Origin of the sequence: Flavobacterium commune (assembly GCF_001857965.1) — a bacterium.
Classification (GTDB): Bacteria; Bacteroidota; Bacteroidia; order Flavobacteriales; family Flavobacteriaceae; genus Flavobacterium; species Flavobacterium commune.
Window position 1 is genome coordinate 1,672,309 of record NZ_CP017774.1, and the last position, 15,550, is coordinate 1,687,858.

The following is a 15,550-nucleotide window of genomic DNA, read 5'->3' on the forward strand; positions in this document are numbered from 1 at the left end:
TGCGTGAAAAAAAATATGAAAAAAATTAAGATTATAGCATTTACACTTTTGGCTTCAGTGGCTGCCAATGCGCAATTGGTAACCGGTGAACCTGCCGGAATTCCAAGAGTCCCACAAAAATTCATTGATAATCCTTGGGAAAATCCAATGGTTACGAGTATTAATCGGGAACCGGCCAGAGCAACAGCCTATTCGTATGCAACAGTAGCCGATGCTTTGGAAGGGAATAGAGCCAAAAGCAGAATCAAAATATTGAATGGAGATTGGGATTTTAAATTTGCCAAAAACCTTCAGGAAGCGCCACAGGATTTCTATAAAAATGAAGTGAAAGGCTGGGATAAAATCGAAGTGCCTTCGAATTGGGAAATGAAAGGTTACGGACAGGCTATTTATAAAAGTGCGGTGTACTCTTTTCGACCAGTAAATCCACCATTCGTACCACAAGATGATAATCCGGTAGGCTCGTACCAACGTAGTTTTACAGTTCCTGAAAATTGGAACGGAATGACGGTTTCACTTCATTTTGGTGGAGTAAGTTCGGCTTTTCAGGTATGGGTCAATGGTGATTTTGTGGGGTATGGAGAAGACAGTTGTAACTCATCCGAATTTAATATTACTCCTTATTTAAAAAAAGGAGGGAATATTTTATCCGTACGTGTGTTGCGTTACAGTGACGGCTCTTATTTGGAAGACCAGGACCACTGGCGTTTAAGCGGAATTCAACGTGAAGTCTATATCATGGCAGAGCCAAAATTGCGTATTGCCGATTTCTTTTACCAAACCAAATTAGACAAAAAATACCAAGATGCAGTTTTCCAATTGCGTCCGCGTTTAGACAATTTTACGGGTGATACCATCAAGAATCACACTTTTGAAGTGCAGTTGTATGATGCACAAAACAAACCACTATTTGAAAAAGCCTTAGTTCGAAAAGCTTCCGAAATTATTGGTGAAGTTTCCCCACGTTTGGATAAAGTACGTTTTGGATTTTTTCAGGAAACGATTAAAAATCCTTTAAAATGGAGTGCCGAAAAGCCTAATTTATACACCTTAGTCATGACGCTTAAAAATTCTGATGGAAGTATTAGCGAAGTGAAAAGTTGTAAGTTGGGTTTTCGTTCTATCGAATTTTCGAAAGAGAATGGAAAAATGCTTATCAATGGCAAGGAAACTTATGTGTACGGTGTAAATCATCACGGACATCATCCGGCTCGTGGGGAAGCAGTCAATCATCAGGATTTAGAAGAGGATGTGAAAGTAATGAAGAAATTCAATTTCAATTTTGTGCGTACCAGTCATTTTCCAGAAGATCCTTATTTCTATGAATTATGTGACAAATATGGTTTGATGGTAATGGACGAAGCCAATCTGGAAACCCATGGTTTAGGCGGACATTTGAGTAATGACCAGCAATGGACAGCGGCTTATTTAGAGCGTATGACCCGAATGGTGCATCGTGATAAAAACCATCCAAGTATTGTGATGTGGAGTTTAGGTAACGAAGCTGGAAAAGGGCCTAATCACGCCGCTATGGCGGGCTGGACACACGATTATGATATTACAAGACCAGTGCATTACGAACCGGCGCAAGGTAATCCTCGATTAGACGGTTACATCGATCCGTTAGATCCACGTTATCCAAAAACGGTAGATCATTCGCACCGTTATGAGAACCCGCAGGACGAACCTTATGTAGATATAGTGAGTCGTTTTTATCCAGGTGTTTTTACGCCAAAATTCTTAGTAGATCAAAAGAAAGATACACGTCCGATTTTGTTTGTAGAATATTCGCATTCTATGGGGAATTCGACAGGGAATTTAAAAGAATTGTGGGATGAATTCCGTTCGACTCCAAGAGTTATCGGTGGTTGTATCTGGGATTTAAAAGACCAGGGTTTATGGAGAAAAGATGCTAAAACCGGTAGAGAATATTTAGGTTATGGTGGTGATTTTGGTGAGAAAAAACACGATGGAAATTTCAATATCAATGGATTGATAGCTGCTGATGGAAGACCAAAAGCTGCAATGTATGAGAACAAATGGATTTATCAACCCGCAACTTCAACTTTAAGTCAGGATTTTAAATTAAAGATTCATAATCGTCAGGTTGTTCAAAATTTAATTGATTTTATTCCTGTTTTGAAAGTTTTAGAAGATGGGAATGTTGTCAAACAAGTGGTTTTAAAACCAATGGATATTGAGGCTGGAAGTGATTTGGTTTTGGATGTGAAAAAATACCTTCCTAAGTTTAATAAAGATGCGGAGTATTTCTTGAATATCGAATTTCAGCTAGCCAAAGACGAGTTTTGGGCATCAAAAGGATACTCAGTTTCAACAGATCAATTTTTGTTGCAAAAAGGTCAGGATGTTGAATTAACTTCGAAAGGAACTGCAAAACTTGCTGAATCAACTTCGAATTATAAAGTTTCCGGAACTGATTTTGAAATTACAATCGATAAATCTAATGGAGCATTAACTTCTTATGTGTTTAAAAAAGAGGAACAGATTTTAGCACCTTTGTTGCCAAATTTTACGCGTCCTTTAACCGATAATGATCGTAAAGGTTGGAAACCAAATAAATTGTTGAAGCAATGGTACAATGCGGTTCCAAAATTGAAAAAAATGAGTTCAGAAACAGTTGGCAGCCAAATCAAAATCAGTAGTGATTACGAAATTGTAAAAGATTCTGCTTCGGTACGTGTGAATTATTTGGTACAGGGAAAAGGTATTATTCAGGTAGATTACCAATTAAAAATTGAAAAACCGTTGCCAAATATTCCAAAAGTAGGAATGCAAATGGGCGTTCCAAATAATTTTAACCAAATTTCGTGGTACGGAAAAGGGGAATTGGAAAATTATTGTGACCGTAGTTTCGGATTTACCGTTGGTCGTTATTCATTAGCTATCGAGAAATTCATTGAACCTTATCAGAAGCCACAAGAAAATGCGAATCGTATGGAAGTACGTTGGATGGCTTTATCTGCTGCAAATCAAAATAAAGGATTATTGGTTTTACATAAAGATCAATTGTTGCAAATGAGTGTCTGGCCGTTTACGCAGGAAAATATGAATGCTGCGAAACGTACTTATGAATTGGAAAATCCGGGATTTGTGACATTAAATATCGATTTGTTGCAAATGGGTGTGGGCGGAAATGACAGTTGGTCGCCGGTGGCTGCTCCTATGGAAAAATACCAAATTAAAGCACAAGATTATAATTATAGTTTCTATTTAATTCCATTTAACGAAAGTAAAAACGGTTTAGAAACTAGTTTAAAAAAACTTAAGTATTAGTGGTGTCATTGCGAGGAACGAAGCAATCTCATAACGAGAGCAAAAAATGAGATGACGCCCGTTCCTCGTAATAACAAAACAAATGAATAAATAATAGCAACAATGTTTCAAAAAACACACCTCTTTTTTATTTTACTCTTTGTAGGAATGCTTTCCGCACAGGAAATTCATAAGAAAGAAAACATTTCATTTCAGCCAACAATTGAATCCTCAAAAACTTGGGTGTATTGGTATTGGATGAAATCGGCGTATTCTAAAGTGGGTATCACAGCCGACTTAGAAGCGATGAAACAAGCTGGAATTGCAGGTGCTTATTTGATGACAATAAAAGGACCAAGTACTCCGCCATTAATCGACCCGCCAGTTTTACAATTGAGTCCTGAATTTTGGGATATGGTAAAATGGGCTTTTATTGAAGCAGATCGTTTGGGTTTAAAATTGGCTTTTCACGCTGCCGATGGTTTTGCCGTTGCTGGAGGTCCATGGATTACACCCGAGATGTCGATGCAAAAAGTAGTTTGGTCAACAACAGAATTTGTTGGAGGAAAAAAATTGACGACCAAATTAGCAGTTCCTGAGCATTACAAAGACTACTATAAAGACATTGCCACTTTTGCTATTCCAATAAAAGAAAATACAATCAATTCGCAGGAAATAGCACCTAAGGTTACAACTTCTAATAATACTGATGCTTCCTTTTTGGCTGATGTAAAAAAAGATGAGAATTTTAGATTGGGTGAAAAAGGATGGATTCAGTACGAATTTGAAAAACCATTTACATGTAAATCAATTGTAATTGAAACCAAAGGCAGAGATTTTCAGGCGCAACGCCTAATTGTGGAAGTGAGTGATGATGGTGTTCATTTTAAGTTTCACGAAAGAATGATTGCACCGCGTCACGGTTGGCAGGATATGGATGTGCATCATACACATACCATAAAACCCGTAACGGCTAAATATTTCCGATTCGTTTATGATGTTACTGGAACTGAGCCCGGCGCGGAAGATTTGGATTTCGCCAAATGGAGACAGAACAATTTGAAAGTGAGTAAAATTAAGCTTTCGAACCAATCTTTAATCGATAATTACGAAGGAAAATCAGGAGCGGTTTGGCGATTGAGTCCAACAACAACTGCGGAACAAATTCCAAATTCCGATTCGTTTAAAAAATCTTCGATCATCAATATTTCAAAATTTGTTGATGCTGACGGCAATTTAAGTTGGAAAGCACCCAAAGGAAAATGGAAAATTATCCGAATGGGACATACATCTACAGGACATGAAAACGCTACCGGTGGTGCAGGAAAAGGTTTGGAAGTAGATAAATTCAATCCTGAACTGATTCGTTTTCAACTGGATCATTGGTTTGGCGAAGCCATTCGTACTGCCGGTCCCGAATTAGCTTCAAGAGTATTGGAAATTTTACATTTGGATAGCTGGGAATGTGGAAGCCAAAACTGGTCTTCAGTTTTTCAGGCAGAATTTCAAAAACGTCGCGGTTATGATATTGTGGATTATTTACCTGTAATGGCTGGAATTTCTATCGAAAATGTAACCACTTCTGAGAAGGTTTTATACGATGTTCGAAAAACAATAGCTGAATTAGTTGCGGATAATTTTTATGGAACGCTGGCTGATATCGCTAAAAAAGCGAATGTGAAGTTTAGTTCCGAGAATGTGGCGCCAACAATGATGAGTGATGCTTTGTTGCATTTTAAATATGTGGATTATCCAAGTGGGGAATTTTGGTTAAAAAGCCCTACGCACGACAAACCTTTCGATATGCTGGATGCTATTTCGGGTGGACATATTTATGGAAAAGACATTATTCAGGCAGAAGCTTTTACTGCTTTACGAATGGACTGGGATGAACATCCGGGAAATTTAAAAACATTGGCCGATAGAAATTATGCTTTAGGAATCAACCGTTTTTTCTATCACGTTTTTGTACACAATCCTTGGACAGACAGAAAACCGGGGATGACTTTAGACGATATTGGAACTTTTTTTCAAAGAGACCAAACTTGGTGGAAACCAGGAAAAGTCTGGTTTGATTATTGTCAAAGAGTACAATTCCAATTGCAAAAAGGAAAACCAGTGGTGGATTTAGCCGTTTTTATTGGCGAGGATTTACCATCACGTTCGCTAGTTCCAGATCGTTTGTTTCCTTTTATTCCAAATGTTTTTGGACAAGAAAGAGTAACAAGTGAAAAAATACGATTGGAAAATGAAGGGCAGCCGACAACAAAAATGCCGAAAGAAGTTACTTTTTCAAAAAACAATACTGATTTGTCCCAATGGATAAATCCAATGAATGGATACCAATACGATTCTTTTAATACCGATGTTTTACTGAACAGAGCGAAGGTTGAAAATTCGAAAGTGACTTTTGGCGGCGGAATTGAATACGGAGCTTTATTGTTTCCGGGAAGTAGAAGAATGGCGCCAAATAAGATTATTTCTTTGGCTGCAGCCGAAAAAATACTGCAATTAGTAAAAGAAGGAGCTACGGTATTTATTGATGAAAAACCGATGGATACACCTAGTTTTCAATCGGATTTAGAGGCTAAAAAATGGCAGGCTGTTGTTGACGAATTATGGACAAAAGGAAAAGAAACGAATAAAAATAATCAAGGTTCTACTTCATGGAAGCTAGCAAAAGGAACAGTTATTGTGCTTCCGTTTTTAGATACTGATTTTGCAAAAATAGGAATAGAGGCAGATGTTTTGTTTTCGGATGCTAAAAATAATGACAGAAGTTCGATTGCCTGGACACACCGAAAAAATGGTGACGAAGAAATTTATTTTCTTTCGAATCAAATTCAAGAAAAAAGACAACTGGAAGTTTCATTTCGAATTGCTGGAAAAGTTCCAGTTTGGTACAATCCGGTGACTGATAAAAGTTCGGAATTAGCCAATTGGAAAATTGATAATGGAAGAACCATTGTTTCGCTAACTTTAGACGCAAATGAGTCAGGTTTTGTAATTTTTAAAGAAGAAACTAAAAATACTTTGGCGAAAGGAAATCAAAATAGTGCCAATTTTGAAACCGTGCAAACTTTAGATGAAAATTGGGAATTGCAATTTGATGCTGAATTTAAAGGTCCAAAAGAGGTGGTGAAAATCAACAAGCTTTTTGATTGGAGTAGTTCAACTAATGAACAAATTAAATATTATTCAGGAACAGCGGTTTATAAAAAAGATTTTGTTTGGAAAGGAAAAAACCCTGATAAAATCTGGATTGATTTGGGTAACATTGCAAATATGGCCGAAGTAATTGTTAATGGAAAAGATTGTGGTACGATTTGGACGTTTCCTTATAAAACAGACATTTCACAAGCATTGAAAAAAGGAAAAAATACGATTATTATAAAGCTTACAAATACCTGGGCGAATCGATTAATTGGTGATCAAAAATTACCAGAAAAAGAGCGATTAACCTGGACAACGGCTCCGTATCGATTAGTAGAATCAGAGAATTTATTGAAAGCGGGATTGCTGGGACCAGTGACATTAGAAATTGAAAAATAAGTTTTTTTACCATTAAGATATTTAGAGTATTAAGCTAAATGAAACTTAACTTCTTAATGGTGAAAGTTTAATAGAATTAAAATGAAATTTTAATGATGAAGAATTTAATAAACGGTTTTGTTGCGATTGTATGTTTGATAGGTAGCTTCCAGATGAATGCAGCTATCAAACTACCGGCTTTGTTTTCGGATAATATGATGTTGCAACAGCAAAGTAATGCGCCAATTTGGGGCTGGGCAGATAAAAATCAAACGATAAAAATCCAAACTTCATGGGATGCTAAAACTTATGAAGTGAAAGCCGATAAATCAGGAAAATGGAAAATAGCTTTGCAAACTCCTGCAGCAGGCGGACCTTATGAAATTTCGGTTTCGGATGGTGCAGAAACAAAATCGATTAAAAATATTTTAATTGGAGAAGTTTGGTTGTGTTCTGGTCAATCGAATATGGAAATGCCGTTGAAAGGATTTCCGGGACAACCAGTGTTGAAAGGAAACGAGGCGGTGGTTCATTCGAAAAATAATAAAATCCGTTTTATTACTATTCCAAGAGCTACAGTTTTGACTCCAAACGAGGATTTTGTGGGACAATGGAATGTTGCCAGTGCTCAAACTACAGGAGATTTTAGCGCTACAGCTTGGTATTTTGGTTCACTTTTACAGGAAGTTTTAGATGTTCCTGTGGGTTTAATTCACGTTTCCTATGGTGGTTCGAGTATGGAAGCCTGGATGAATCAGGAAATGTTGAAGGATTTTAAAGAAGCAAAGATTCCAACCAAGAAAGAAGATATTGCTAAAGATCCTAATCGTGTGGCAACAACTTTGTTTAACGGAATGTTATCGCCTGTAATTGGTTATGGAATTAAAGGTTGTATTTGGTACCAAGGCGAATCGAATTATGAGCGTGCCGGGCAATATAAAGATTTGATGAAAAAGATGGTGAGCAGTTGGAGAGGGCTTTGGCAACAAGGCGATTTTCCTTTTTACTATTGCCAAATCGCTCCGTTTAATTATGCACAGTTTCATCCAAAAGACAATAAAGAAGAATACAATTCGGCTTATTTGCGTGAGGCACAGCTGAAAGCTTCAACAGAAATTCCGAATGCTGGAATGGTGGTATTGATGGATATTGGCGAAGAAAATAATATTCATCCCGCTGATAAAGAAGCGGGCGGAAGCCGATTAGGGTATTTGGCTTTGAACAAAACTTATGGATTGACTGGTTTTGAGTTTGAAAGCCCCGTATTTAAGGCATTGGAAATTAAAGGAAGTATCGTGACAGTTGCTTTTGATAATGCTCCAAACGGAATTACTTCTTATGGAAAAGAAGTAATCGGTTTCGAAATTGCAGGAGAAAACAAGGTTTTTTATCCCGCTAAAGCCGAATTAAGAAGAAAATCCGTTTTGCTTTCTTCGCCACAGGTAGAAAAACCGGTTGCAGTTCGTTACTTATTTAAAGATGTTGCAAAAGCGCAAATTTTTAGTAACGGAGGTTTGCCTGTTTCATCTTTCAGGACTGATAATTGGTAGGGTTTTGTCATTGCGAGGAACGAAGCAATCACATAACGTGAATAACTACTTGTGATTGCTTCGTTCCTCGCAATGACTAATAAATAAAATAATAATTTTGAAAAATAAAATATTCCTATTTCTTCTTTTAGTAACGCTTTGTACCAAGGCGCAAATTTCCACGCTTGATAATTACAATCAGGTTTGGAAAACCCAGAGTAACAATTCATCTGAATCCATGTCTTTGGGTGGAGGTGATATTGGTGCGAATGTGTGGGTAGAAAAAGGCGATTTGTATTTCTATTTTTCTCGTTCTGGTACTTTTGATGAGCACAATACATTACTGAAATTAGGAAGAGTAAAAGTAAGTTTGAGTCCTAATCCTTTTAAGGATAATGAAGGTTTTAAGCAGGAATTGCAATTGAAAGGTGGCTATATAACTGTTTCTCAAAACGGAACTTCAGTGAAACTTTGGGTTGATGTTTTCAATCCTGTGATTCATGTTGATGTAAATAGCAAAGTTCCAACTGAAATGAAAGTAGCTTATGAAAGTTGGCGTTATAAAAACAGAGATTCGAAAGGAAAAGCTAATAATGCCAATTCATACAAATGGGCTCCGCAAGGCGATATTGTAACGTATAAAGATTCGATTTCTTTTGAAGGAAATTCAGTGCAGTTTTACCACAGGAATAGAGCCAATACTGTTTTTGATGTCACGGTGAAGCAACAGAAAATGGAATCGGTAAAAGACCAAATGTTGAATCCTATTGCTAATCTTACTTTTGGCGGACAATTATTTGGAAGCAATTTGAAAGCAAATGGAACTTATAACGGAATCTATCAGGATACGGATTTTAGGGGATTCCAGCTTTCGAGTGTAAAATTAGCCAAAAAACATGAATTCCAAATCCAGTTGCATACTAATCAATCTACTGATGCGACTTTATGGAAAAAGGAATTGCAAAAACAATTTTTGGCTTATAAAAAAGTAGCCAATAAAGCCGAGAAAAATACTATTGCATGGTGGAATAAATTCTGGAATCGTTCCTTTATTTATACACAAAAAGCAAAAAGTGATAAGGATTCGGTCTATCAAATCGGACAAAATTATCAGTTGTTTCGTTACATGCTGGGTTGTAATGCGTATGGAAAATATCCAACCAAATTTAACGGTGGACTTTTTACTGTAGATCCAGTGCATACGAATAAAGAATTGAATTTTACACCTGATTTTAGAAATTGGGGTGGCGGAACGATGACAGCACAAAATCAGCGATTGGTTTATTTTCCGATGGCAAAAAGTGGCGATTTTGATATGATGAAATCCCAATTGGATTATTATTTGAGCTTACAAAAAAATGCCGAATTGCGAAGTGAAGTCTATTGGAAACACGGCGGAGCTTCTTTTACAGAACAATTGGAAAATTTTGGTTTACCCAATCCAGCCGAATACGATTGGAAACGCCCTGCGGATTATGACCCGGGAATGGAATATAATGCCTGGTTAGAATATGAATGGGATACGGTTTTTGAGTTTTGCCAAATGATGTTGCAACAAAAGCAATATGCGAATGAAGATATTCGAAAATACAATCCGTTTATCATGAGTTGTATTCGTTTTTTTGATGAACATTATCTGTATTTAGCAAAAAATAGAGGTAGAAAAACATTGGATGGAAATGGTCATTTGGTTCTTTTTCCAGGTTCAGCTGCCGAAACTTATAAAATGACGAATAATGCAAATAGCACAATTTCGGCTTTAAGAACAATTACGGAACAGTTTTTGTTATTATCGCAAAATGAATTATCAAAAGAGGATTTAGCTTATTTGCAAGGGTTTCAAACCCGGATTCCACCTTTGAATTTCAGGGAATTTGACGGACATAAAACTTTGGCTCCAGCCAAAACTTGGGAAAGAATCAATAATTCTGAAGTGCCGCAATTGTATCCGGTTTATCCTTGGGGAATTTACGGTATTGGAAAAAGTGATTTGCAAACCGCGTTGAATACCTGGAAATACGATACGGATGCATTGAAATTTAGAAGTCATGTTGGTTGGAAACAGGATAATATTTTTGCGGCAAGACTTGGTTTGACTGAGGAAGCAGCAAAATACAATTTGTTAAAAATGGCAAATTCTGAGAGACGCTTCCCTGCTTTTTGGGGGCCAGGATTTGATTGGGTTCCGGATCACAACTGGGGTGGTGCAGGAATGATAGGAATGCAGGAAATGCTGTTGCAAACTAACGGAGATGTAATTTATATTTTCCCTGCCTGGCCAGCAGCCTGGGATGTGCATTTTAAATTGCACGCACCAAAAAACACGACCGTTGAAGTAAAAATGGAAAAAGGAAAAGTAACTTTTCTTAATGTTTTTCCAAAAGAGAGAGAAAAAGATATCATAAATCTGTTAGGAAAAAGTCTAACGGAAAAATCAAATTTAAAATAAAACAGCAATGAATATAGTTAAGACGCTTGCCTTTTGCGCAGGAACAATGATAACGTTTACATTTAGTGCTAGTGCGCAAACTCAGAATGTAATTCCGGTTAGTAAATCGGTAAAAGTCGATTTTGATTTGGCACAACGCAGAACTTTGGAAGTAAATGATCCCAATTATATTTCCTGGCCAATTAGCGAAGGAACTCAATTTGAGAAAAGTTTTGGAGACCTAAAAGTGACTATGAAAGGAGCTATTAATTCGAGCTGGCACAAAACAGGAATTCAGGCACCATTTTACGCCCGTTTGGTAAGTGATGGAATTGTTGCTGATAAAAGTGTTGAAATTGTAATTAGTGGATTGTCTAAAGGGCGTCATAGTTTGCTGGTTTTTAGCAATACTTTTGATAGTCCTGAACTGGCTAATTATGCTCCGGTTTCAATCTTTGTGAATGGTGTTTTTTCACAAACTATTCAGCCTACTAATAGGGTAACGGCTACCATTCAGGCTGCTACTTCTTACATTAATTTTAATGCTGAAACCGGAAAAGACGTTGTTATCCGTTTTGAAGCTGATGCAAAAGCAACCGGAAAAATTCAAAAAGTGATTCTTAATGGTTTTGAATTGGATTTACCAAATCTAAAAAAGCAAGCCAATACGCCAACGCCGGCAAATAATGACGGTCATGTGATTTTAGGAAATGATTTTAAGTTGGGATGGAATTCTCCGGAAGGAACTGTTTCTCACGATTTTTATTTTGGAGAAAATGAACAAAAAGTTGCTGAAGCCAATCATAATTCGCCAGAATTCAAAGGAAATTTGAACAAAAATACCGCTACTGTTGATAATGCATCACTTAGTAATTTGAAAAATTATTATTGGAGAGTGGATGAAATTGATGCCAATAAGGAAGTAACCCAAGGAAAAGTTTGGTTTTTTAAACCGGCCCAAATTGCTTTCCCAGGTGCTGAAGGTTACGGACGTTTTGCCATAGGTGGAAGAGGTGGAAAAGTGATTGCGGTAACCAACTTAAATGATAGCGGACCGGGAAGCTTGCGTGATGCTGTTGAGCAGGAAGTAGGACCAAAAACCATTGTTTTTAATGTTTCTGGAAATATCCAATTGAAATCACGTTTAGTTGTAAGTCAGCCATTTGTAACTATTGCCGGGCAAACAGCTCCCGGAAAAGGAATCATGATTAGCAGAGCACCTATTGGGTTGACTGGAAATGATGGGATTATTCGATTTTTGAGAGTTAGAATTGGTGGTGGAACGACTTATGACGGAATGGGATTAACAGGGGCTAATCATAGTATTATTGATCACTGTTCGATTAGCTGGACTATTGACGAATCTTTCAGTTCAAGAGGAGCGCATAACATTAGTTTGCAACGTACTTTGATTTCCGAAGCCTTAAATGTTGCAGGTCACGATAAATATCCAGCCGGAAAAATGCATGGCTATGCAGCCACTATTGGTGGTGATGTAGGTAGTTTTCATCATAATTTATTGGCTCACAATTACGGACGCAATTGGAGTATTGGTGGAGGTTTGAATGGAGATGGTTATTATGGTGGGAAAATTGATATTCGTAATAATGTGGTGTATAATTGGGGTGGACGTGCTACCGATGGAGGAGCTAATCAGGTAAACTTTGTCAATAATTATTACAAACCGGGAGTTGCTACTAAAATATTTGTCGCTTTGAATGCACAGATTGAAGGTGTGGGTAAAGGAAAACAGCAATATTATTTTGATGGTAATGTTATGCCAGGTTATTTTGATGTTAAAAATCAGGAGAAAGGGAGAAAGTTTACCCTGTCTAATAAAGCAATAGTAGATTATGATGTGTTTCTACCGAAACCATTTTTCGAATCGCATGTAAATACACAATCGGCGGAAGCTGCTTATAAAAATGTTTTGTCAGATGTAGGTGCTAATCAACCTGTATTTGATAGTCATGATCAAAGAATTATTAATGAAACACTTAAAGGGACTTATACTTATAAAGGAAGTAAAAGTGGTTTAGGCGGAATGATCGATCACCAGGATGATGCCGGAGGTTGGGAAAATTATCCAAATGAAAGCCGAGATGCTAATTGGGATACCGATCAAGATGGATTGCCAAACTGGTGGGAAGAATCAAAAGGGTTGAACGTAAATTCGATTAAAGGGGATTTCGCTGATGCCAATGAAGGTACAGGAAAAGGTTTTACACAGTTAGAAGATTATTTGAACTGGATGGCACAACCACATTATTTTGTGAATGCTACTGAATCTCTAAAAATAGATGTTGAAAGTTTATTTAAAGGTTTTACAGATAAACCAAAATACACTATTGTAAAAGAAGAAAACGGTTCTGCTTCAATTTCTAAAAAAGAAGTTGTTTTTAAAGCAACTAAAAAAGGTTTTGCCTCTCTTGAAGTTAGGGTTGAAGATGCTGATGGAGATAGTATGAATAGAATAATAAATGTATTTGTAAAATAAATTATACCGCAGATTCGCAGATTTTATTAATTATTAAAATCTGCGAATCTGCGGTAAAAAAATAAACTTTAATCTGGTGCGAAATATTAAAATCATAAAAATGAAAAAGAATATTATTCTATTGTCAGTCGTACTTTTTTCGACTGTGTCATTCGCTCAGAATAAGGGATTGGTTGATAATTCGGCCAGTCCTTATTCTAAATTGAGAAGTGTTGGTTTGCAGGATGTGAATTGGACCAATGGATTTTGGAAAGAGCAACTGAATGTAGCGAATCAGGAAACCTTACCTTTTATGTGGGATTTGTATCATAATGATGAAGTTTCTCACGCCTATGCCAATTTTGAAATAGCTGCTGGAAATAGAAAAGGAACCTTCAAGGGTCCTTCTTTTCATGATGGTGATTTCTATAAAATTTTCGAAGGAATGGCAGCTACTTATGCTGTAACCAAAGACAAAAAATTGGATAAGCAAATGGACGAAGCCATTGCTATGTTTGCGAAAGTACAACGTAAAGATGGTTATTTGCACACCCCTGTTTTAATTGACCAGCGTTGGGGAACTTTGGGTCCTGAAGAAGTAAAAAAACAATTGGGTTTTGAGAAATACAATATGGGGCATTTAATGACAGCTGCCTGTGTACATTATCGTGCCACAGGGAAAACCAGTTTTTTAAATGTAGCCAAAGGAGTTGCCGACTTTTTATATGATTTTTATAAAAAAGCTTCGCCGGAGTTAGCCCGAAATGCCATTTGTCCTTCTCATTATATGGGAATTGTCGAAATGTACCGCACGACAAAGAATCCAAAATACCTGGAACTGGCTAATAATCTAATTGATATTAGAGGAACTACAAATGACGGAACCGATGATAATCAGGATCGAATTCCGTTTAGACAACAAACTACTGCTATGGGACATGCGGTGAGAGCCAATTATTTATACGCTGGTGTTGCCGATTTGTATGCCGAAACTGGAGAAGCTAAATTGTTGGAGAATTTAAAGTCAATTTGGGATGATGTGGCTTTTAGAAAAATGTACATTACCGGAGCTTGTGGAGCTTTGTATGATGGTGTTTCTCCTGATGGAACTTCTTATGATCCAACTGTTGTTCAAAAAATACACCAGGCTTATGGTCGTCCGTACCAATTGCCGAATGCGACAGCGCATACTGAAACCTGTGCCAATATTGGAAACGTATTATGGAACTGGAGAATGTTACAAATTACGGCTGATGCCAAATATGCTGATATTGTGGAATTGGCTCTATATAACAGCGTATTGTCCGGAGTTAATTTAGAGGGAAATAAATTTTGCTATAATAATCCTTTGACTGTAACTGTCGATTTGCCTTTCGAACAAAGATGGAGTAATGAACGTGAAGGATATATTGCCTTGTCTAATTGCTGTGCGCCAAACGTTACCCGAACGCTAGCCGAAGTGGGTAATTATGCTTATAGTTTATCTAATGAAGGATTGTATGTTAATTTATACGGAAGCAATAATTTAAATACAACTTCTCAGGAAGGTGATGCAATTCAATTGCGTCAACAAACCAATTATCCATGGGATGGTGCTATTACAATTACCATTGATAAAGCTCCAAAAGAAGCGTATGCGTTGTTTTTAAGAATTCCGGGCTGGAGTAATGGAACTACTATTTTGGTTAATAATCAAAAGATCGAAGGTAATCCGGTTTCTGGTTCTTATTTAAAAGTGGAACGTAAATGGAAAAAAGGGGATGTAATTAGTTTGAATATTCCAATGCCGGTGGAACTGATGGAAGCCAATCCATTAGTGGAAGAAACTAAAAATCAGGTGGCGGTTAAACGTGGTCCATTAGTTTATTGTTTAGAATCAGATGGGATTTCTAAAACGGCTTCGATAAACAATATTGTGCTGAATACCAATTCTGATTTTAAAATTGAGCCTATTCAAAAGAGCAATAGAAGTCTAATTTCGATAGCGGCACAAGGATTTTTAGACAATAATTCATGGAATAAGAAATTGTATCAGCCTTTAAATCAGGATAAAGAAGAAATTTTCTTACGATTAATTCCGTATTTTTCCTGGGGCAACGGAACGGCTAAAGAAATGAGTGTTTGGTTTTCACATTAAAAGACTTGTTAAAACCACGGAAATATTGCGATAATGAAATTTTAACATAAAAAAAACACGAAAACTTAAAATAAACTTAAAAAAAAATAGATAAAAAAGAGTGGTGTAATAAAATTTTATTACTTTTGATAAATGTAAACGTTTACATTTTACTTGCTTACCTTGTAGTTCAGATA

General features: G+C 36.8%; 6 protein-coding genes. All 6 read left to right on the forward strand.

Features of this window, described 5'->3' with window-relative positions; translation table 11 throughout:
* The first annotated feature begins 15 nt into the window (after positions 1-15).
* The 6 genes from BIW12_RS07060 to BIW12_RS07085 all read left to right on the forward strand — a co-directional run bounded on the left by BIW12_RS07060 (position 16) and on the right by BIW12_RS07085 (position 15,374).
* Positions 16-3,294, forward strand: a complete 3,279-nt coding sequence (locus BIW12_RS07060; RefSeq protein ID WP_071184475.1) for a glycoside hydrolase family 2 TIM barrel-domain containing protein — start codon at positions 16-18, stop codon at positions 3,292-3,294.
* Between the two features lie 102 nt (positions 3,295-3,396).
* A complete protein-coding gene (locus tag BIW12_RS07065) occupies positions 3,397-6,825 on the forward strand; it encodes a glycosyl hydrolase (protein ID WP_071184476.1) in 3,429 nt (1,142 codons plus the stop codon).
* Between the two features lie 92 nt (positions 6,826-6,917).
* Positions 6,918-8,354, forward strand: coding sequence for a sialate O-acetylesterase (locus BIW12_RS07070; RefSeq protein WP_232227167.1), 1,437 nt, complete (start codon positions 6,918-6,920; stop codon positions 8,352-8,354).
* A gap of 97 nt (positions 8,355-8,451) precedes the next feature.
* Positions 8,452-10,782: a DUF5703 domain-containing protein gene (locus BIW12_RS07075; protein ID WP_157499503.1), complete on the forward strand. Its 2,331-nt coding sequence runs from the start codon at positions 8,452-8,454 to the stop codon at positions 10,780-10,782.
* A 7-nt stretch (positions 10,783-10,789) separates the two neighbouring features.
* Positions 10,790-13,258 (forward strand): pectate lyase family protein, encoded by a 2,469-nt coding sequence (locus tag BIW12_RS07080; RefSeq protein WP_232227170.1) that lies wholly within the window; start codon positions 10,790-10,792, stop codon positions 13,256-13,258.
* A gap of 100 nt (positions 13,259-13,358) precedes the next feature.
* A complete protein-coding gene (locus tag BIW12_RS07085; RefSeq protein WP_071184479.1) occupies positions 13,359-15,374 on the forward strand; it encodes an aceric acid hydrolase in 2,016 nt (671 codons plus the stop codon).
* Positions 15,375-15,550: the final 176 nt, after the last annotated feature.

Bases quoted from the DNA above. Each gene is read 5' to 3' on its own strand.
- BIW12_RS07080 (WP_232227170.1), top strand. From the start codon at position 10,790: ATGAATATAGTTAAGACGCTTGCCTTTTGCGCAGGAACAATGATAACG.
- BIW12_RS07065 (WP_071184476.1), top strand. From the start codon at position 3,397: ATGTTTCAAAAAACACACCTCTTTTTTATTTTACTCTTTGTAGGAATG.
- BIW12_RS07085 (WP_071184479.1), top strand. From the start codon at position 13,359: ATGAAAAAGAATATTATTCTATTGTCAGTCGTACTTTTTTCGACTGTG.
- BIW12_RS07060 (WP_071184475.1), top strand. From the start codon at position 16: ATGAAAAAAATTAAGATTATAGCATTTACACTTTTGGCTTCAGTGGCT.
- BIW12_RS07070 (WP_232227167.1), top strand. From the start codon at position 6,918: ATGATGAAGAATTTAATAAACGGTTTTGTTGCGATTGTATGTTTGATA.